General features: G+C 47.0%; 19 protein-coding genes. 16 read left to right on the forward strand and 3 right to left on the reverse strand.

The genetic code is table 11. The annotated features are described in order from the left end of the window. Positions 1-111: 111 nt before the first annotated feature. Together ACO0LH_RS22840 and ACO0LH_RS22845 are read left to right on the forward strand one after the other, a co-directional pair. Entirely contained in the window at positions 112-1,224 is a 1,113-nt protein-coding gene (locus ACO0LH_RS22840) for a phosphatase PAP2 family protein (protein ID WP_422943443.1), read from the forward strand. A 10-nt stretch (positions 1,225-1,234) separates the two neighbouring features. Next, positions 1,235-1,855, forward strand: coding sequence for a CDP-alcohol phosphatidyltransferase family protein (locus ACO0LH_RS22845; protein ID WP_422943444.1), 621 nt, complete (start codon positions 1,235-1,237; stop codon positions 1,853-1,855). Here the strand turns inward: ACO0LH_RS22845 and ACO0LH_RS22850 are convergent. The 3 genes from ACO0LH_RS22850 to ACO0LH_RS22860 form a co-directional block, all read right to left on the reverse strand. Further along, a complete protein-coding gene (locus ACO0LH_RS22850) occupies positions 1,803-3,605 on the reverse strand; it encodes a bifunctional alpha/beta hydrolase/class I SAM-dependent methyltransferase (protein ID WP_422943445.1) in 1,803 nt (600 codons plus the stop codon). The two genes, ACO0LH_RS22845 and ACO0LH_RS22850, sit on opposite strands and share 53 nt — an antisense overlap. Before the next feature lie 49 nt (positions 3,606-3,654). Then, entirely contained in the window at positions 3,655-4,539 is an 885-nt protein-coding gene (locus ACO0LH_RS22855; protein WP_422943446.1) for a phosphatidate cytidylyltransferase, read from the reverse strand. 181 nt (positions 4,540-4,720) lie between these two features. Further along, positions 4,721-5,629, reverse strand: coding sequence for a proline dehydrogenase family protein (locus tag ACO0LH_RS22860; protein ID WP_422943447.1), 909 nt, complete (start codon positions 5,627-5,629; stop codon positions 4,721-4,723). Positions 5,630-6,218: 589 nt separating this feature from the next. On the opposite strand from ACO0LH_RS22860, the gene ACO0LH_RS22865 reads away from it, so the two are divergent. From ACO0LH_RS22865 to ACO0LH_RS22930, 14 genes are all read left to right on the forward strand, one after another. After that, a complete protein-coding gene (locus tag ACO0LH_RS22865) occupies positions 6,219-6,794 on the forward strand; it encodes a DUF4255 domain-containing protein (protein ID WP_422943448.1) in 576 nt (191 codons plus the stop codon). A gap of 9 nt (positions 6,795-6,803) precedes the next feature. Then, entirely contained in the window at positions 6,804-7,685 is an 882-nt protein-coding gene (locus ACO0LH_RS22870) for a hypothetical protein (RefSeq protein ID WP_422943449.1), read from the forward strand. Positions 7,686-7,702: 17 nt separating this feature from the next. Continuing rightward, positions 7,703-9,241 carry a phage tail sheath family protein gene (locus ACO0LH_RS22875; RefSeq protein WP_422943450.1) on the forward strand — a complete coding sequence of 513 codons (1,539 nt, stop codon included), beginning with the start codon at positions 7,703-7,705 and terminating at the stop codon, positions 9,239-9,241. Between the two features lie 92 nt (positions 9,242-9,333). After that, positions 9,334-9,792, forward strand: a complete 459-nt coding sequence (locus ACO0LH_RS22880; protein WP_422943451.1) for a phage tail protein — start codon at positions 9,334-9,336, stop codon at positions 9,790-9,792. Positions 9,793-9,801: 9 nt separating this feature from the next. Further along, the gene (locus ACO0LH_RS22885; protein ID WP_422943452.1) at positions 9,802-10,293 is read left to right on the forward strand and encodes a phage tail protein; all 492 of its coding nucleotides are present in this window, start codon (positions 9,802-9,804) and stop codon (positions 10,291-10,293) included. Positions 10,294-10,307: 14 nt separating this feature from the next. Beyond that, positions 10,308-10,472 (forward strand): DUF5908 family protein, encoded by a 165-nt coding sequence (locus ACO0LH_RS22890; protein WP_422943453.1) that lies wholly within the window; start codon positions 10,308-10,310, stop codon positions 10,470-10,472. Continuing rightward, positions 10,472-11,149: a CIS tube protein gene (locus tag ACO0LH_RS22895; protein WP_422943454.1), complete on the forward strand. Its 678-nt coding sequence runs from the start codon at positions 10,472-10,474 to the stop codon at positions 11,147-11,149. The genes ACO0LH_RS22890 and ACO0LH_RS22895 overlap by 1 nt, the downstream gene beginning before the upstream one ends. A 55-nt stretch (positions 11,150-11,204) precedes the next feature. Continuing rightward, entirely contained in the window at positions 11,205-12,995 is a 1,791-nt protein-coding gene (gene vgrG, locus ACO0LH_RS22900) for a type VI secretion system tip protein VgrG (protein WP_422943455.1), read from the forward strand. A gap of 12 nt (positions 12,996-13,007) precedes the next feature. Next, positions 13,008-13,307, forward strand: coding sequence for a PAAR domain-containing protein (locus tag ACO0LH_RS22905; protein ID WP_422943456.1), 300 nt, complete (start codon positions 13,008-13,010; stop codon positions 13,305-13,307). Positions 13,308-13,327: 20 nt separating this feature from the next. Next, complete coding sequence (locus tag ACO0LH_RS22910; protein ID WP_422943457.1) at positions 13,328-13,747, forward strand: GPW/gp25 family protein; 420 nt, start codon at positions 13,328-13,330, stop codon at positions 13,745-13,747. A 12-nt stretch (positions 13,748-13,759) separates the two neighbouring features. Further along, positions 13,760-17,512 carry a hypothetical protein gene (locus ACO0LH_RS22915; protein ID WP_422943458.1) on the forward strand — a complete coding sequence of 1,251 codons (3,753 nt, stop codon included), beginning with the start codon at positions 13,760-13,762 and terminating at the stop codon, positions 17,510-17,512. Then, positions 17,509-18,324: a hypothetical protein gene (locus ACO0LH_RS22920; RefSeq protein ID WP_422943459.1), complete on the forward strand. Its 816-nt coding sequence runs from the start codon at positions 17,509-17,511 to the stop codon at positions 18,322-18,324. Before ACO0LH_RS22915 ends, ACO0LH_RS22920 begins: the two co-directional genes overlap by 4 nt. 14 nt (positions 18,325-18,338) lie before the next feature. Next, positions 18,339-18,629 carry a hypothetical protein gene (locus tag ACO0LH_RS22925; RefSeq protein ID WP_422943460.1) on the forward strand — a complete coding sequence of 97 codons (291 nt, stop codon included), beginning with the start codon at positions 18,339-18,341 and terminating at the stop codon, positions 18,627-18,629. Next, positions 18,619-21,120 (forward strand): hypothetical protein, encoded by a 2,502-nt coding sequence (locus tag ACO0LH_RS22930; protein ID WP_422943461.1) that lies wholly within the window; start codon positions 18,619-18,621, stop codon positions 21,118-21,120. Before ACO0LH_RS22925 ends, ACO0LH_RS22930 begins: the two co-directional genes overlap by 11 nt. Position 21,121 lies beyond the last annotated feature (1 nt).

Genomic DNA, 21,121 nt, shown 5'->3' on the forward strand with positions numbered 1-21,121 from the left:
AAATAACATACTATTTGGCCAATTTTCATCTTAATGTCGTCAGAACCAGCTACAAAACAGCATCGTTTGCGTCATTTATTGCTGAATTTATTTGTATTTTCTTTATGCTATATGAGCGCCAACATGCTGGCTCAGCAAGCAGGCGTAACACGCCACCTGGTTTTTCCTTTTGAGGCTGACATCCCTTTCTTGCAGTGGATGATCGTACCTTACCTGAGTTCTGGTATTTTTTTCTGTCTGGTTTTCTTCAGCGTCAACAGTGTCGACGAGTTACGCATGCTAAGTCAGCGTCTGTTATTGGCGACGGTACTGGCGTCTATGGTATTTGTACTTTATCCCTTGCAGTTCAGTTGGCCACGACCTGAGATCAATTCGTCTTTTTGTTCCTCGCTGTTCACGTTATTGTCCTTGGTCGACCAGCCATATAATCAACTTCCCTCCCTGCATGTGTGTTTTTGCCTGATTTTCTGGCATGCACTGCGCGCTTCCATCGCCTCAGGATTGATAAGATTTGTGCTGGCCGTATGGCTGACATTGACAGGCGCCGCAACGGTGTTTGTGTATCAACATCACTTGATGGATGTATTGTCTGGTATCGTCCTTGGGCTGGTTTGCGTGCGCCTTATCCAACCAGGACGCACAGAACCGAACGTCGCTTTTTATTATCTGCTGGCGGCCTGCATGCTGTTAGTATTCGGTGTTTTCGGTTTGCACAGCCTGCTATGCTTGTACCTGGCAGGTAGCCTGGCGCTGGTAAGTCTGGCGTACTATCGGCAAAACCGGCATTTCCTGTACAAAAAAAATGGCCGCTACCCAATCTGGATATGGTTATTGTATGCACCCTATTTATTCGGGTATAAGCTTACCTGGCACGCCGTGGTATGGAAGGAAAAACGTCAGCCTGTAATCAAGCGACTCACCAATAGTTTATGGCTTGGCAGACGTCTCAGCAATAACGAGGTCATAGAACTGCCCGTCAATTGCAGTGTCATTGATCTGGCAAACGAATTGACTGAAACCCCGGCCTTGCGCCAGGCAGCCTACTATTATTTTCCTCTGCTCGATCTGGTCACACCGCCGTCAGATTGCATTCATGAGATCAGCGCCATCATCGCTGATGAAATAGCCTCTGGCAAGGTGGTCTACCTGCATTGTGCAATGGGCTATAGCCGATGCATATGGCTGGCCAATTCTTATATGGCAGCAAGCAAAAAACGAACATAATGAGCAAACAATGAGTTTATCCATCTATCAGCTTAAACCCAAATTTCAGCAACTATTGCAACCTCTTTTGTCAGGGCTGGCGCGCTGGAAAATCAGTCCGAATCAGGTGACCATACTGGCCGTGCTGTTGTCGCTCGCCTATGGTACAAGCCTCGCTTGCTTTCCAAGAGACTACCGGCTTTGGGCATGCCTGCCCTTGTTCATGTTCTTGCGTATGGCCCTGAATGCAATTGATGGCATGCTCGCCAATTTCACAGGGCAAAAAACCGCATTGGGTGCCATGCTCAATGAGATTTGCGATCAAATTTCCGATGCTGCACTGGTTTTGCCGTTCGCCCTCGTCAACGGTGTACAGCCCCCCTTGCTCATCATTGTGGCGCTGCTCGCAATGCTGGTTGAATTTGCCGGGGTCGCGGCTTTACTTGCGGGATCAGCACGCCGCTTTGATGGCCCCATGGGAAAAAGCGACCGTGCCTTTGCATTTGGTTTGCTAGGCTTGCTGGTCGCTTTTGATGTTGCTGCTATCTGGATGAACACCTTACTACTTGTGGTTTTTCTGCTGCTGATATGGACCCTGATTAATCGGGTGCGGAAGTCCCTGCAACATCCCGTTGCGCGACCGATACCGTAAAGATGCCAGCGATGCCGATCTGACTGCTGATTTTTTTGCAGCCTATGCTGGCAACCAAGGCATCCATTTCTGCTTGTGGCCTTGGCCGCATCTGCCACGCGGCACCCTTGTGATTGCTTAGTGTTTTTGCAATCATCGCTAATTGCGGATGCCAGGGTTGGCCGGTATAAATCAAATGACCACCTATTTTCAATTGTGCTTGTATCCCCTGCAAAGAAGTCAGTACCGGGGCATTTTCACTGAATAATTCATACAGGCCTGAAACAATCACGATATCGTATTGTGCCTCCTCTGCGGGATAACTACTGCTGGCAAAAGCGTCACGACATTGGTAGTCGATACGGTTTTTCAATTGGAGATTTTGCGCAAGTAATTGCGCCTGGTCCAGGTTGGCTTGATCAACATCGCGCAAACTGATTTCCATATCCCTGTCCTGGAAGCGCTTCACAGTTTCTAACACGTAGCGCCCGCCGCCTGCAGCGATATCCAGTATACGCACAGGCGTATTATCTGGACAGGCGCTGATCAACTCTGACAAGGCTTGCTGCAATTGCAGCTTGCGCTGACGAATGCCACGCCAGCCTATGGCATCGAGGTAACCGCGGTCTATTGTGGCGCCTATCAGCCATCGGCCACCGGCCTGGTTGCGATAGACATAATCGAGTGAAGCGCCGGAATCAAAACCATGTTCCAGGCCAATGGTCATCCCATTACTTAATCTGCCCAGGCGCCCCAGCATCAGTTTTTGCAGTCCGTAAAAAGTATTCGCTAGCCAGCTACCGACCTTGCCTTGCTGCAAAGCCTTATATTGCCGCGCACTTTGACTTTGCGTATCCGCCGTAAAATAATGCGCCACAGGCAGCACTTCGCGTGCAAAGCATTCAACTATAAATTCCTTGGCATGCCGTATGGCTAGATTGGCCTGCTCCTCACTTTCATAAAAAATCGCATGGTGGCAGTTCGGTACCACTATATAACGCTTTAAAGATGAGGAGAGGGATTCAAAAAACTGCTTTTGCGGCGACTGTTTAACCACATAATCTTTATCAGCAACCAGCATGAGGACAGGCGTGTCAATTGCCTGTGCATCACTGACCACACGTTGAGCGGTATCAGCCAGATCAAGCAAAACCCGGGCAGAAATATTTTTTGTAATCAAAGGGTCTGCATCATAAGCCTTCGCCTGTGCGGCCGAATGTGTCAGCATGGATGAACGTATATAACTGGTAACGAATAAGCCCGGCTTGAAACAGGTCGCCAGGCGCAATGCTGGTTTGGCTAACGGCACATACAGATTGATATCAAAAGCTGCCGCAGCCATCACGACACCACGCACACGTGGTGCATAATCATGTAACCAGGTGGCGGCAATGACCGCACCTACACTATTGGCGACGATCAGCATGTTTTCAGGAGCTATGGCATATTGAGTCTGGATATGCCTGATAAAACTTTCAAAATCGTGCACCAGCGTTTGAAAATCTGGCGCATCACCCCGCTCACCTGGTGAATTACCATGGCCGCGTGCGTCCCATGCAAAAGCCCAGTCACTAATAAAACCAAATTGTTCCAGCAAAGGGCTGATGCGGCCTGAATGTTCGTGGCCACGATGCAGAAAAATCAGGGCTTTTTTGACTCCATCAACGGGGTTAACCAGCGGCTGCCAGGCACGGTAAAAAAGACGCGTACGGTCATGGCTATCAAAACCCGATTCACTGCATATCCATTTTGTTTGCTGTTGAGTTGTCATTCTTTATCCATGTTGAAATTTTTGCTGCCAATGTTTAGCTACCTATGCTTTACTTCAATAGCAATCCCAAATACAACAAGGGTGCTGTCAACACCAGGCTATCGACCCTGTCCAGTATGCCGCCGTGGCCTGGTATCAATTGTGAAAAATCCTTGATTTTCAAATAGCGTTTGGCTGCAGAAAAAATCAGATCGCCTGCAAAACCACCCAATGACAGTAATATACCCAGAAGCAATAATTGCGGAATCCCGGTCAATTGCAGGTAGCTTCCCAAGGTAAGCGATACTAACGTGCAGACTAAAACGCCGCCTAGCAAACCTTGCCAGGTTTTGTTGGGGCTGATACGGGGTGCAATAGTTTGTTTCCCAAAACATTTTCCACTGACGAACTGGGCAATGTCATTGAGTGCGGTCACCACAAACAGGTAAAAAAACCAGGCAAGTTTTACGTCGGTGGCATAAGGTAACTTCAGTAAATCCAGCATAAAACTGAGGCTGTAACAAAGTAGCAGAAACAGCAGTAAAAGCAATTGATTAGTCTGTCGCCCGAGAAAGAAGTGCAACGACTGAAATAACAGCAGCAAGGGTAATAACATTGCCGTGGCATAGTCATCAAACAGGCTCAAACTGGCCTGCAGCGCCAATAAAAGCAGGCATGGCAACAGAAAGCGCCATAACGGGCCTACGTAATGCAGTGACAGCTCACGCACAGCCAGTGCACCTATCAAGAGCGCCATTAAAAGTGGGCCTACCGGATAGAGTAACAAGCTAAGGCTCACGACAGGAAATATAAACCACCAGGCATTGACCTGCTTGCGCAATTGGCTATCAGGGGAACTGCGCTGGCTGACCGCGAAACTTGCCACAGCCAGCACTGCATACAACACCAGCATCGCATCTAAGATGGGTTTGTCGATAAAAAATGACGAGTACACTTAACTCCCTGAATACGACGAAATAAATGCAAGTGTACACCGCATGTTTAATAATTATGACAATTGTCGTTTTGAACCGATTTCTCTATTTTTCAAGGCTGACCCGTTTTTGTATTAAGCTGCGCCAATTTCAGCACCTTACAAAGACACAAAAATTGGCGCAATGGCTTATGAAAAATGATTAGCGACTCATTAGCGCTTGCAGTATGTAACCAGCAATTTGGGGATTTTCCTTCATCCTGCGCATGCTATATGCATACCAGTCCTTGCCATAGGGAACATAGATGCGCACACTAAAACCCATGCCCAGTAATTTACACTGCAAGGGCTCACAAACTCCTAACAGCATCTGGAATTCAAACATCGTTTTATCAATGTCACGACTACGCGCCAGTTCAATGACCTGATCAATCAAGGCGATGTCGTGCGTGGCAACACCGACAAAAGTTCCCATCTCAAAGCAGCGTGCAATGTGATTCATGAAGTGTGGATTGATCTCGCTTCTGTCATTCCACGCCTTATCCACAAGATGCGATCGATCTTCTAGATAAATACCCTTGCAAATGCGCAGACTGCTACGCGTCAGCAAAAGTGAGTCAAGATCCTGATAAGTACGTTGCAAATATGCCTGCAAAGCCAAGCTGATGTTAGTGTGGCCGGATGCCAGGTTTGCGAACAGATCAATTTCTTTCTGCGTACAACTGACATCCTCCATATCCATACAAACCAAGGTTTGATGGCGTTCAGCGATGGTCACAATTTTTCCCAGAAGTTGCTCACAATGCTGCGTGTCAAGTAATAATCCCAGCGCAGTTGGCTTGACCGAAATACTCGCTTTTAAACCATGATCTTGAATTGCATTTAAAACACGCCTATATTCATCTGCCGTATTTTCTGTTTGTTGAATGCTTGAAACTGTCTCACCAAGCACATCAATTGTTACCTTAAAACCTAGACTATTAAGTTGACGAATACGGCCAACGGCATCGTCGAGACTTTCGCCAGCGATGTAGCGCCGCGAGATTTTTTGTACAAGTGCGCGAGGAACCCATGTAATGGCGTGCGCCATCACAGTATTAAATAATTGCATGTTGATTTCCAGTACGAATAAAGAAATACCTCGATCGCTCCGAATCTGTTCGGATAAATGCGGACGAGGGAATTGACTGGTCGGAAGCTTATCGAACCAGTGCGATGCAGCATGCTGAAAGCGCTAATGCGCTACAGCAATGTGCTTTCAGTTAAACGTCAAAGGAGGCCAGGCGGCGCGGTGCATGCGTTTTCTCAGTTTATTCGTGAATTTATGCAATAGCCAATTGCAATTGAAAAGTAAGCGGCTATTCGCCTGGTAGATTACATTGCTGACCGTCATTGTGCAAATCTAATCTGAGGTGGCTAAGCGTATTTCTTATTCAATTAATTGGGATCGATTCCAGTGATACCGAATAATTGTTAATATGGAATGATTTTTAAATAAACATCAGATAGCTGGTCTTGAGGCAAAATTGCAACATTACCCAAAAGGAATTGTCAAATTTCTTATTGTGCATCAATTAATTAACATGCTATTCTTGTATGTATATTTCACAATAGATTTAAAGCAAAGAAATCCCCGCTTTTTGCGTGGCGACATTTCCGGTCGCAAGGCTGAACAATAGTTATTGACGCAGGGCAATGTAATGATTAATGCAGCAATCAGTCATTTGGCAAGTCAGTTAAATCAGCATTTCAGAAACAATAATCATTCTGTTGAGGATTTGGTGGTTGTCTCGAATTTGGTTGAGCTCGATGGCAGCGTCGCTCCCAATGCGAGCAATAAGCTGGTATTGATGTTGGTAAATATCGAGAAAGACACTCTTCCCTATCGCACCGGCAATACACAACGGGGCAATGATGAGCGTCTACTGGTTCATAGCACACCTTTGTATTTAAATCTGTATTTGATGATGGCAGCCAACTTTGGTGGCGGCAATTATGCCGAAGCATTAAAAACCATCTCGAACGCAGTCAATTTCTTCCAGAAGCAAGCCGTATTCGATCAGCACAACAGTCCGGGACTTGATACACGGATAGAAAAACTGATACTGGATATTGAAAACCTCAAAATTCCTGATTTGAACAATTTATGGAGCCTGTTAGGCGGACGCTATTTACCTTCGGTTTTTTACAAAGTGCGCATGGTGACTACAGATACCTCTGCCGTGATCGGCCAGGTCCCTGTCATTACACAGAGCCAGAATCAGGTCGCAGGCTAAGAGATTCCCATGGCACGTTATTTTCCCCTCTTTTCCATTGTCATTGACCACGACTACTTTGCTGGCAGCAATGCTGCAATCTGGAAATTTGTACCGACTGCTGAATGTAAAAAACTGGAAATGCAATATCGCACGGTTCTGCGCACGATTGACGGCGGCGTCGAAGTCTGGTGTGAAGCTGATGATGTACCTACACCCTTCGCTGACAATGAAACAGGTGATAGTCGCGATACGGTATTAAAAAATGAGGCAAGTAACGATATGCTGAATTTTATGTATGAAGTGTTTTGCGATGATCCGCAATTTACTTTCTACACTGATTTACCGTCAACTACGCCCCCCTGCTTCCAAAATACCAACTCCCAGTCATCAGAGAAAATTGAAATACTCAGCCCAATTTCGGACTCGCCAATCCTACGACCGGAAACGGTGTCACGCATCGGTAAACTTCAACTGGGACAGTCACGCTTTTTTGTTGATATCCGTTTTTCAGAAGTAGCTTTTTGGAATGCAGCAAGTGAAAAAAATCAGATTTCTAAGCAGTATAGGGTTCACCTGAAATCTAAAAAAATCCACTGGAAATATTTTTTTACCGGCACTTTAGCCAGCAAAAACATACAAATCGTGGATTTGGATGCAAATGAAAATGACACTGGCGTGGTTTTTGAAACATCAACGCACCCCGCGACTGACTCGGGAACTGCCTTGGTTTCTCAAACTGCTATCACCATGCAGTACAGACCAGTACAGCATTTTCAATTACGTGAAGTTGATATGGCGGGAAAGATTCTGATTAAGCGACTGCCAAACGCAAGTGTCAATAAAATTGGCAAAGAGTGGGGTCCCGATGGGCAAAGTTTGCTTGTTGCGGAAATTTATATTCATCAATAATTTTCAAAGGAACACATATGGCTGGCGCGTATAAAACACCTGGTGTCTATATCGTTGAAAAAAACGCCTTTCCCAATTCAGTAGTCGAAGTTGCTACGGCGGTGCCGGCCTTTATCGGTTATACCGAAAGAGCCGACAACAAGGGCACGACGCTATCGAATAAACCGTGGCGTATTACATCGATGTCTGAATTTCACGAATACTTTGGCTTCAGGCCCAAAGATCAGTTTGACATTCAGGAACGCCCCGCTCCGGATGCGGATGGCAAGGAAGCACCTGAAAGTAATTTCAAAATCAATAAAGCTGAATATTTACTCAACCATAAACAGGCACGTTACTTCCTGTATTACAGCATGATGCTGTTTTTCAAGAATGGTGGCGGAGCATGCTACATCGTATCAGTTGGCAACTACACGCAAAGCATAGAAAAACCAAAACTGGCAAAAGGCATAGACTTGTTGCTGAAGGAACAGGAACCAACCATGGTGGTCATTCCTGATGCAATGTCTCTGGAAGAAAGCGATTGTATCGCCCTGCAACAGGCAAGCCTGATGCATTGTGGCAGCCAGATGAAAAACCGTTTTTCCATTCTGGATATTTATAACGGTTACGGCGACCGCAAAGATGCAACAAATGGCGATTGCGTTGCCAAATTCCGTGACGCCCTGGGCATCAACTTCCTGAATTATGGTGCGGCCTATTATCCGTGGGTCGATACCTCGATAGTACAGACCACAGATCTTGATTTCCACAATTTAACCGATCTGGCTAAATTGAAAGAAGTGTTAACTGCTGAAATCACGCAAAGCACCATGGTGCAGAGCAAGAAAGACAGCATACTTGCCGTCATTAATAAAGTTGGTGCCGACGCAGACCCAAGCAAGCCTGATTACCTGTCCGATGAAGAACTGCATAAAACGCTATTTGTTGTCAGCCCCGCCTATGGCAATATTTTGCTGGCACTCAAAAAGAAACTCAATCTGTTGCCACCATCTGGTGCCATGGCGGGTATCTATACACTGGTTGATAATTCCCGTGGCGTGTGGAAAGCACCGGCCAATGTCAGCCTGAACGAAGTCGTTGCGCCTTCCGTCAACATCACCCACGATGAGCAAGAAGATCTGAACGTCACGACCTCGGGTAAATCCATCAATGCAATTCGCCCATTCATTGGTGAAGGCACACTGGTATGGGGTGCCCGCACACTTGATGGCAACAGCCTCGACTGGCGCTACATCAACGTCCGCCGCACCATGATCATGCTGGAAGAATCAGTGCGCCTGGCCAGCAAGGCTTTTGTATTTGAACCCAATGTGTCTGGAACCTGGGTCACCATGAAGAGCATGATCAGTAACTTCCTCAACGGTATCTGGAAACGCGGCGGTCTGGCCGGGTCCAGTCCTGAAGATGCATTCAGCGTCCATGTCGGCCTTGGTGAGACCATGACGCCAGAAGATATCCTGGAAGGCATCATGCGTATCACGGTGTTGGTGGCCATCAGTCGCCCTGCCGAGTTCATCGAGATTACGTTCCAGCAGCAAATGCAAAAATCCTGATGCAAGGCTTTTAAGTCAATTCAGCACGAAGCTTGCAGCAATGCACTTTGACCAGTTTTTTAAAAAAATTCTTTTAAAGATAGAGGCAAATTATGGCAGATGATGGAAAGAAACAATCAGCGACAGTATGGCCCATGCCGAAATTCTATTTCAAGGTAATGTGGGGTAAAAATGAAATGGCGTTTCAGGAAGTATCTGGCCTGGATGTACAGTCTGAAGAAATCAAATACCGCTCCGGTAACAGCCCTGTATTTTCAGTCGTCAAGATGCCAGGCATGAAAAAATACAGCAATGTCACCATGAAAAAAGGCGTGTTCAAAGGCGATAACAAGTTTTGGGATTGGCTGGACCAGATCAAGCTCAATACCATTGAGCGCATTGGTGTGACCATCAGTTTGCTTGATGAAACCAATAAAGAAACCATGATCTGGGAATTGAAAAATGCCTGGCCAACCAAGATCACAAGTACTGACCTGAAATCTGAAGGCAATGAAGTGGCGATAGAAACCATAGAAATTGTCCATGAAGGATTGACGATCAAGAACTCGTAATCCTGATCCATGAGTGTAGATTTCTTTGACAATGGCTATCCCCCGGCCGCCTTTTATTTTTCGGTGACCATCGGGGACGGCATGCAAATTTCCGATACTTCATTTAGTGAAGTGTCGGGAATTGGCGTAGAGATTGAAACTGAACAGATCGTTGAGGGAGGGGAAAACCGTTTTGTGCATCAGTTGCCGCTCAAGATGAAACACCCCAACCTTGAATTAAAGCGTGGCATTGCCACTTTGCAATCCCCGCTGGTTACCTGGTGCAAGACCGTGCTGGAAGGCGAGTTTTTACAGGCGATCCAGCCAAAGACGATCATCATCAGTTTAAAAAGCAATACCATCGCGCCTGGTTCGACAACGGCAACAGAAGTGCTCAGAACCTGGGAAATTTTTGGTGCCTATCCCATCAAATGGGATGTTGAAGGATTTAACTCAACCAAAAACGATGTGGCAATAGAAAAGATCAGCTTCAGTTATACCTATTCGCAACGTACTAAATAATTCAGGTGCATGGTATGTCCATAGAAATTAAGCAATTGCTAATTAAAGCAACGATTGTGCAAAGCGAAGCACAGGAAAACCGTATGGACATACAAGACAAGCAAGTACAGAAAGAAGAAATCCTGCTTGAATGCAAGCAGTTGATTTTATCTTTGTTGCGTGAGCGTGGAGAGCGTTAATGCCCGGGCAAAAAACGCTATTGAAAATTTCGCCCTGTACCGTATCCACTGATGGAAAGATCAGTGTAGACAGTGGTCGCACGGCATTTCAGACATTGATCAATCCCTCTGGGTATGGTCATGATTTTTCTATCCGTTATTCAAAAAACCAGGCACTTGGCCAGCCGGGCAATGAAACCAAGTTTTCTGCCAGCCAGCCTGAAAAATTAAGCTTGAAAGAACTCGTCCTGGATGGAACTGGTGCCATTGAAGGTACCAAGCAAAGCGTCAATCAACAGATTGATACTTTGCGAAACACCGTCTATACCTACGTTGGCTCAAAACATGAAGCCCCTATCGTCCAGGTTGTTTGGGGAACATTGATTTTTTACGGCCGTGTCGAGGGCTTGAAATTTGATTACACCCTGTTCAAACCCAGCGGCGAACCGCTGCGTGCCAAGGTAACGCTGCATTTCGTCGAATATATCAGTGCCGCTGAGATCGTCAAGGAAGCCAAACTTAACTCACCTGACCTGACACATATGGTCGTCGTCAAGGCCGGAGATACCTTGCCACTCTTGTGCTATCAGATTTACCGGGACTGTTCGTATTACATGGAGGTAGCGCGCGTCAATGGCCTCACCTGTTTCAGGACACTGCAACCGGGGCAAAAATTACGCTTCCCTCCCCTTTCATGACGTGAACCGGGCGGGGCAGATGCATGACGAAGATATTGAATAAAAAAGAAAGCTGATGGCAAATTCTCCATTTACAAACAGTACCGGCGTATTGAAAGTGACGATTACCTGTGATGGCAAGCCAGCCCCTGACTCAGCACAGATCGTCTCCATCGAAACGAATCATAGTACTAACCGCATACCTACCGCCATCATTACGGTGCTGGACGGTGATATGCCGAATGGCGTCTTTCCGCTTAGCGACGCAGGCAATTTCAAACCCGGTACGGTCATTGTCATCAGCGCAGGCTATGATAGTAATGCAACACCAATCTTTACCGGTGTCGTCATCAAACACTCAGTAAAAATCACAGGTGACAACTATGCCCGCCTGATTATCGAATGCCGTGACAAAGCACTGGCCATGACTGTTGGCAGGAAAAATGCCAATTACGTCGAACAAACAGACAACCAGATTATCAGCGCACTCATCAGCAAATACAATGGACTGACGCCTGTCGTCGATGCTAGTACAGTCACTTATAAAGAATTGGTGCAATACTATGTCACCGATTGGGATTACATGATGGCACGTGCCGAAGCCAATGGCTTTCTGGTCATTGTCGACGCCGGCACCGTGAACGTCAAAGCGCCATTAGGAACGGCATCGCCGGTATTGACCTTAACGTACGGCATTGACCTCATGGATTTTCATGCAGAACTCGACGCCCGTTCACAATGGAGTTCTGTTACCAGTACCAGCTGGGATATGACAACCCAGGCTATTGTGCAACAGACTGCACAACCGGCAGCATTGACAACACAAGGTGATATCGCGGCAGCCGCATTGGCCAGTGTTTTAGGCGCGACCGATTTTGGCCTGCAAACGGCAGCAAATCTGGAAAGTTCTGCATTGACAGTATGGGCCAAAGCCCAGCAAGTCAAATCGAGTCTGTCCAGGATACGTGGAAGGATGCGCTTTCAAGGCAGTGCGCTGGCAAAACCAGGCGTGGTCCTGGAATTGAAAAGCGTAGGCATGCACTTCAATGGCAATGTTCTCGCTACCAATGTGATACATCAGCTGATCGATGGTAACTGGGTCACCGAAGTGGAATTTGGTATGCCTGCCTATTGGTTTACCGAAGATTACCAAGTACATGCGCCAGAAGCCGCAGGATGGACCGCAGGCATCTGCGGACTGCACATCGGTGTAGTCTTGAAGCTGGAGGCTGACCCTGAAAATCAATACAAAATCCAGGTATCGGTTCCTTTGATGAATGCCGAAACCGTGGGGGTATGGGCACGCTTTTCCAGTTTTTATGGTTCGGCCGGATTTGGTGCTTTCATCATCCCCGAGATCGGGGATGAAGTGATATTGGGTTTTTTCAACAATGACCCTTCCTGTCCCGTTATCCTCGGCAGTCTATATAGCAGCAAGCATGTGCCCGCCTATACCCTGGCCGATGTGAATAATTTCAAGGCGTTGGTAACGCGCAGCAAACTAAAGCTGGAATTTGATGAGGAGAAAAAAGTAATCACACTCATCACCCCGGCCAGTAACAAGATCGTGATTAGCGATGATACGCAATCCATTTTGTTGCAAGATCAAAATATGAACAAGGTAGAGCTTAGCCCAACTGGTGTCTTAATCGACAGTCCTAAAGATATCACGATCAATGCCAAGGGAAAAATCACTATCTCAGCCCTTCAAAATGTTGATATTTCCTCAAAAATGGATGTGACCGTTAGCGCACTGAACATCAGCAATACAGCCAACATCAGCTTTACCGCCAAGGGAACTGCCAGCGCAGAATTATCTGCCAGTGGCCAGACCACGGTCAAAGGTGCCATCGTCATGATTAATTAAAAGCGAGAAAAAATGCCCCCAGCTTCGCGCATTACTGATATGCATGTCTGCCCGATGGTGACGCCGGGTCTGCCACCGATACCGCATGTTGGCGGGCCTGTCAGCGGCCCCTGTGTGCCGACAGTATTGATAGGCGGCTTGCCCGCCGCCGTCGTGGGCGATATGTGTGTCTGTGTCGGCCCGCCAGATTCCATCATCAAGGGATCCATGACAGTGTTGATAGCGAACAAACCAGCTGCACGTATCGGCGACAACACTGCGCACGGTGGCTCGCTGGTATTCGGGTTTCCTACCGTGATCATAGGCGGATAGTTTTATTTACGGATATGACCATGGATAACGATGTCTCATTTTTAGGTACCGGCTGGAGCTTTCCGCCTGAATTCATTAAGCGTGGCGATGTGCAGATGGTCAGCGCAGAGCAGGACATCAGGCAAAGTTTATTGATATTGATGTCGACCAATCCTGGCGAAAGAGTCATGCAGCCAAGTTTTGGCTGCGGTCTGAAACACCAGGTTTATGAAAATGTAAATGAAAGTACCATTACCATATTGAAAGACCTGATTAAACGGGCAGTGATTTTTTATGAACCACGTGTGGTTCTGGAATCGATAGAAGTGGACAAAAGTCAAATTTATGAAGGCCGTCTGGATCTGGAATTAATTTACCGCATCATCACAACCAATACCCGTCATAACCTGGTATATCCGTTTTATTTCCGGGAAGGTACTGATGTGCAAGAGCAAGTGTAAGGTGCTGAAGTGATGCCGCCCAGACTGATCATTAGCGATGGCCGCAGCCAGGCACAACGACGCCTGCCAGCGCTCAATGGCGATTACTTCAAGCTCAATGAAATGCGTTTTGAGGAGCTAATGACGCTGGCAGTGGATTACGCCAGCATGGTCAAGTTTTACCAGCTAGATTTAAAAGTAGATGGCAACTGGCAGCATTATTTTCATGCAGACGAAGTGGTATTGCTGGCCAGTATATTGGCACTTGACCTCAACCAGGTCAGTGCCCGGTTTGAACAAAGACTGCTAAGCCAGCCGCTGAATGAAGAATGGCTACAACAAGACCTGCACCCGGAAACAAAGTTGATCTGTTCACGATCGCTGGACTCTCCTGTCTTGCTGGCGCGCCTGATGGATTATTGGTTGTCTTGCGCAAAAGATACGCATGCACACGCGGGATATGAAACCAGGAAACTGCTGGAAAGCGTGCTGCGCGGTCTGAACAAGGAAATACTGGCGATGCTGCAGCTTGAAACCGACTTCAATGAGGTTTCTTCAGTGGCGGGCAGCATGGGATCAGTTTTCCCTTTTTTAGGCAATCTCGTCATAAAACCGGCCAATATTCCGGAAAAAAGGAAAGCTGAAGATCGCAATTTAACAATAGAAACACGCAACCACTTCCACGCATTTTCACAGGCAATCCAGCTTGTGCAAAATGGTGTCCGTTACTTGTTGCCACAGTCACTGGCAAGTCAGGGGCACGATCCTGGAACCAGCTTATTGATCGCCTTTATCCAGTTATTCCAGAAGTTACAAATTCGCTTGAATCAATTTGGTGAAGCGCATCTCGATTTTTATTATCATCAGATGCTGCAAATGGAGCAGCGACCACGTCGCCCAGATTACACATTCATCGTCGTTCAGCCCAAGCCTGCTGTACGTCAGATTGTCATAGACCAGGGTGCTGAATTTCTTGCAGGTTTGGACAGCAATCAGCAAGAGATCATCTACACCTCTGGTGAGGCAGTCACCCTTAATGACGCGCGCGTGCTTGCATTGCATACGCTATTTTTTGATCAGCGCCCTATCGCTGAGCGTTTGCAATCAATCACCTGTCAAACGCAACAGATAAATGCCCTGCCAGAGAATAGTGAAGAACGGGAACACGAGAAGCTGCCCCCCCTGCCTTTGATGGGCGCCCCAAAACCCGGTGTGCGTACCTCAGGCGCCTCTGCGGCCCGTTTTGGCTTTGCTATTGCGAGCAAGGTATTGTTATTGCGCGAAGGCCAACGCCATATTCGTGTATTGCTGCAATATCAAAGCACGCAGGATGAAACCCTGGAAGCCTGCTTGCAGCGACTGGCGCGGGAACTCGCTCATGAATACGATGCATCCCAGGCTGAATCTGTCCGCATGAATGATATTTTCGTGAAACTCTTGCGTGGCATGTTTCGCATCTCATTGACAACCGCAAGCGGCTGGTATCGCGTGCCTGAATACCGGCCAGAATACAAAGGACTAAACCTTGACCTTGATGCGGATTGCCTGGCCATAGAATTTACTCTCCCCGCAGATGTTGCTCCGGTCGTCAATTATCAGGCGGCATTGCACGGCGAAAGTTACGACACTTCTTTACCGGTCATGCGTTTTGAAATGACACAAAATGAATACCGTTATCCGTATGATTTGTTAAAGCGCTGGGTATTGCACGATATCCGCATTGAAGTGGATGTCAAGGGCTGTCGCCAGCTTTTACTTCACAACCAGATTGGCCAGCTCAGTGCCTTATCGCCATTCATGCCGTTTGGCCCGCTTCCGAATGTGGGCTCTTATCTTATCGTCGGCTGCGAAGAAACCCTCAGCAAAGAGCTTGATGATGTAGAAATAGAAGTTGAATGGAATAGCCTGCCCACTGATCTTGGCGGCATTTCTGCTTATTACCGCGGGTATTCTCAACCAATGAAAAGTGGCGATGTGCTGGCTAGCGTTGCAGTTCTCTCTGGCGGAAAATGGATCAAAGGCCAGGACGAGATTGCGCTTTTTGATGAAGTTCAGCGCACTGATGGCAGCCAAAGCAATGAACTTGCATCAAGCAGTACTCTGTCCTACCAATCAGCGTTGCAATTTCACAAACCCATGCCATATAACACCAGTGAATCGGCATTGATGGATTTCACCTATCTGCCATCAACCATGGCAGGTTTATTCAAGTTGACGCTTGAAGCACCGGATGGTGCATTTGGACACCAGGAATATCCGCTATTGCTATCGCAAGTTTTGACAGAAAATGCGCGGCAAAAAAAAACATTCCAGATGCAGGCATTACCAAACCCGCCATATACGCCGCAAATCAGCAGTATCGTCTTGAATTACCAGGCACATGCGGTGCTTCGATTTGAACAAAGCCGCCAGCCTGAACAAAGAGCGACGCAAGACAAAATGATACATCTGCACCCGTTCGGTACAGAAACTGTGGTTGCTATCAATTCCCGCGCCATTTATCAATTGCCGCAATATGATAATCCAGCCAATCTTTTCATCGGTCTGCAGAGCAGCAAATTAGGTGGTTCTTTGACGCTCTATTTTTATCTGCGTGAAGATTCATTGCCAATGACACGCATTAAGGATAGTGGTCTGTCATGGTGGTATTTGTCTGGCAATCGCTGGTTTTCATTACCGATGACCAATATCATCGAAGATGCTACTGATGGCTTCATGACCAGTGGCATCGTCACGCTGGAAATTCCAGAAGAAATAGATACCAATAATACGATTATGCCTTCAGGCATCTATTGGTTACGGGTTTCTGCCAATGTGGGGATGGAAAGGTTTTGCAGTGTGTATTCCATCTACGCGCAAGCGCTCAAATTGACCTGGTCTGCCAATCAAAATGGTAAAACCAGTGCTGTACTGCCGGCCATGAGTATCTCGCGTAGCAAGAAAAATATACCTGGCATTGATCGCCTTCTTCAGATACGTCATTCCGTCGGTGGGAAAAGCAGTGAAAGTAAAAACCAGTTCCGCACCAGGGTCAGTGAAAGGCTCAGACATAAAAATCGCGCCCTGACCGCTGCGGATTATGAATTGCTGATACTGGAAAATTTTCCAGAAATTCATAAAGTCAAATGCTTTGCCAATCTTTGTAGCGAAGTCGATCCTACGCAACGCCTGCGCGGCGGCCATATATTGATTATTGCACTCCCGTATCTGAACAAAGGGGGGCACTTCAATCAAAAACCTCTGTTGAGCGGGCATTTGATCCATGAAGTGCAGCAATTTATTCAAAGCTGCGCCCCACCCTCCACACACATCAGCGTTGAAAATCCAGTTTATGAAGAAGTGCAGGTACGGTGCCAGATAAAACTAAAGGCTGGTTTGCGCGGCGGCTGGTATAGCAGCCAGATAAATCAATATTTATGTGATTTTCTATCGCCCTGGCATCCCACTGGTTATCAACAGCATTTTGGATGGTGCATCCGCGAACACGATCTGATTTCATTTTTACTCGATCTCGATTATGTCGAAGCAGTGACCAGTTTTTCTTTATTGCATATCACTCCAGCCGGACAAGGCATCGATTTGCGATTTATGATGCTGGACAACGCCAGGACGCAGTATGAGAGCAACAGCATTTACCCGGTGTACCCCTGGAGTATTGCGGTACCCATGAACCAGCACTGGATAGTATTGATCGATGAGTTTATATCGGCGCCTCCCAAACCGATAGGCATCAATGAATTAAAAATTGGCTCAACATTTATTATTCCGACCAGGAAAGCATCATGACAAGACGAACCCGCGCCATGCTGAAGCAGCAGTTTGAGCACGGCAAAATGCCCACAGAAGATGACTTCGAAGATCTGATCGAATCCATGCTCAATATGCTTGATGAAGGATTCGAAAAATCTGCACGTGAAGGTTTTAAAGTTGCTCAGCTAGGCGACGGGAAATTATTGAGCTTTTATCAAAATATTGTTGAAGGCACTCCTTTATGGTCCATAGGTCTGGATACAGGAAGCAATAACCTTAGCTTCCAGGCAGAAAAAAACCGCCCACTGATGACACTTGCCAGTCATGTTGATGATGATGGCGTAACCCGCAGCCGAGTGGGCATACGGCAATCATCTCCCCGGCATGAGCTTGATGTTGGCGGCTTCATTGCTGCACGCGGACGTGTTGGCAGGGAGGGGAAGATGGCAGTTCCTGCCGATGGCAACTGGTACGACGTCAGCGTTGCCATGACAGGGTGTCAGGCATGGGAAGTCGTCGCTGGCGTTGGCGGTAAAGACGCTGAGGGCCGATACGCTTTGATGCACGCCTATGCACTCAATGCATTCAATTCGAACTCCAGCATCACCTATCATCAAAGCCATTTTGGCAATAAATGCAGCCGTATAGAGTTGCGCTGGATAGGCACAGATGCAAGCGCCCCATTTGAATTCAAATTGCAAATGCGCGTAGGTTGCACGTATGGCAGTGAAGTCTGGATCAAATACCACATGACACAACTGTGGCTGGACACACAAATGCTGGAAAGTGATCAGAAGCCCAAATTAGCACCACGCCCTTTGCCATCGCAAACCAAAAACAAAAAATAAAAAATAAAACAAGCATGAGCAATATCCTTATCAACATGACCCTTGCCCAAGGCAATCTGATACTTGAAGGTCTGTCAGAACGTCCATTCAAGCAAGTATTTGAGCTGATAGGCTACCTGAACCAGCGTGCCAGCCTCGTGCTGCCTGCGGGTAGCCCAGCAGATACAGTTGGCACATTTGAATTTTCAAAAAGCCAGATGCGCTTGATAACGGAAGTTTTGGGTGAGATGCCATTTAACCGTGTACACCGTTTAATCCAGCAATTGCACCATCAATTAAGCGAGGCGCAAGCAGATGCTGGCTGACGACCACATAAAGCGCCTGCAGGCAGATCCTGACGGACTTGATTTTGATGGCTTTCGCCGTCAGGGTGTAGAACTGCTGCAAGCTTTATCTGGTCATCAATGGACAGATTATAATTTGCATGACCCAGGCGTGACCTTACTGGAACTGCTTTGCTATGGTCTGACCGATCTCGCTTACAGATCCGGGTTTTCGGTGGCAGATTACCTGACGCTGGAATCAGGCAACATCGATTTTGAGCGTCAGGCACTTTACCGTCCGCAAGACATCCTGCCTGTCCGCCCCGTCACGGCGGTTGATTATTGCAAATTAATTTACGATAGCATCCCCGAGATTGACGATATCTGGTTACAGGCATCGGCTAATTCAGGGCAAGTTGAAGGTCTTTTTTCCATCTATGTCAAATTGCATCAGCCACTGTCTGAAATTGAGTTACGCAGTGAAGCAGAAGTAAGGCAAGACATCATAGCCATCTATGCACAAAACCGCAATATCTGCCAGGACCTGGATTGCGTCTACATCGTAAAAACTGAGCCGCATTATCTTAGCGGTGAAATCGAGATCGATGAATCAAGACCAGCGCCAGAAATCTATGCAGATATTTATTTCCAGTGCGCGATGCTGATTTCGTCGGGAGCACACATTACCCGGTTTGAAGAAGCCCTCGAAAAGGGTATGAGCTGGGAGGAGTTACTGAACGGGCCCCTGACCAGCCATGGCCAGATAGATGATCAATATTTCACTCGTACAACAAGCAATATTGACGTCGTCAGCCTGATTGCGCTGATACGCCGCATTCCCGGTGTCAAACAGGTACATCGCTTTCAGCTGCTTGATCAAAATTTGAATAAATGCGATCACCTGAATTTTGATTTAAGGACGAAGTCCTGCCCTGTATTATGCTTTCCCAGTGAAGTAGCGCAAATGAATTTGCTGCGTCTCGTGTATGACCACGCCACTGACCGGCAGACTTCAGGCTATAAGCCTGCTGAAAAAAGACTTATTCTTCCTCAGGAAGCCGCCTTACTGGAACAGGTGAGGCTTATTTTAAAAAAATATGAGTTTAGCCATCACGCGTTTCGCCGGCACGACGCCAATCTGGATGAATTGATCAAACTGCCAAAGGGTGAATATCGCCCATTCCAGGAATACTCGACCGTCAGCGAGCATGCACCTGCAATTTACGGGATCAATCATTACGGCATTCCCGGTTCTGAACCACCTGACGTCCACGCCAGAGCCAGACAGTTAAAAGGATTTCTTTTTTCTTTCGAACAATTAATGGCAAATTACCTGCAATCCCTGCAGGCCATTCCAGATTTGTATTCACTTGACGCGCCACTTAGAAAGACCTATTTCTCACAGTTCTTAGGTACAAAGGAAATACCCGGTCTGGATAACTTATATACCGACACAGCCAGTGCCGACATTAGTGCCAGAATTTTGCTTAATTTTGATCAATTTGGTGACCGGCGTAACCGGGTACTCGATACCTTATTGGCAATGTATGGAGAATCGTTTCCCGCCGATGCACTGCGTCGCTTTAATACCTATTTTCCGGAAGAAGATGAGCAGCTCATCATTGACAGCAAAATCAATTACCTAAAAAATTTACGCGAACTAAGCGCCAATCGCGGTGCAGCAATAAATCTATTCAAACCCTACTGGGCCGGGGAAAATTTCGCTAGCCTGCAGCACAAAATATTGCTGCTAACAGGTTGTAACACCTCTGGCCCGGGGCGTTCACTGACTGGTCACTTCTCAACACAATCACCCGCCTTCGTCAGCAAAAAAACATATTTGAACAAATTAGGCAAAGTGCCCGATGAGGTAGAAAACAAACGTAATGTCATTCCCTTGTCTTTGCAAAAAGAGACAATTGCCACACCGCTAAAAAGGCTGCCGCATGACATGGTCTGTGCAGAGCTATTGTCAGCAGGTATCGATATGGGACGTTATCGTTTAGTACCGCGTCCGGATAAAAAGCTGTGGTTGTGTCTGGAAGATGAAACCGGCGATGCGCTCTGGCACCTGATTCCACTTCCTGAAGAGCAGGCTGTCAATTATGCGCATGGTATGCGTCAACGTCTGATTGAACTGAGTCAGCAAGCTGAAGGCATGCATGTACTGGAGCATCTTTTGCTACGTCCATATAGCAACAAGACAGACAGAGAACTCGACCCAATTTTCTATGCACATCGCGTCAGCATTATTTTACCCGGCTTTACAGCCCGTTTCGCAGACCCTGCCTGTCGCGCATGGATAGAAGAATTAATTGCGCAAAACCTGCCTGCACATATTTTGCCTGAAATACATTGGCTTGATTACGTCTACCTCAACCAGTTTGAGAAACGCTATAAAAAATGGCTGGAATTACTCAGTCGCTACGATCGTAGCCGGGAAAACGCCACCAGCGTTGATGAAGCGGCAGATGCGTTAATCACCTTGTTGCAGATAGTCAGGCAGCATTCTTCACCCCGACATTGGCTATAAG

The organism is Undibacterium sp. TJN19 (assembly GCF_049339485.1).
Taxonomy (GTDB): domain Bacteria; phylum Pseudomonadota; class Gammaproteobacteria; order Burkholderiales; family Burkholderiaceae_D; genus Undibacterium.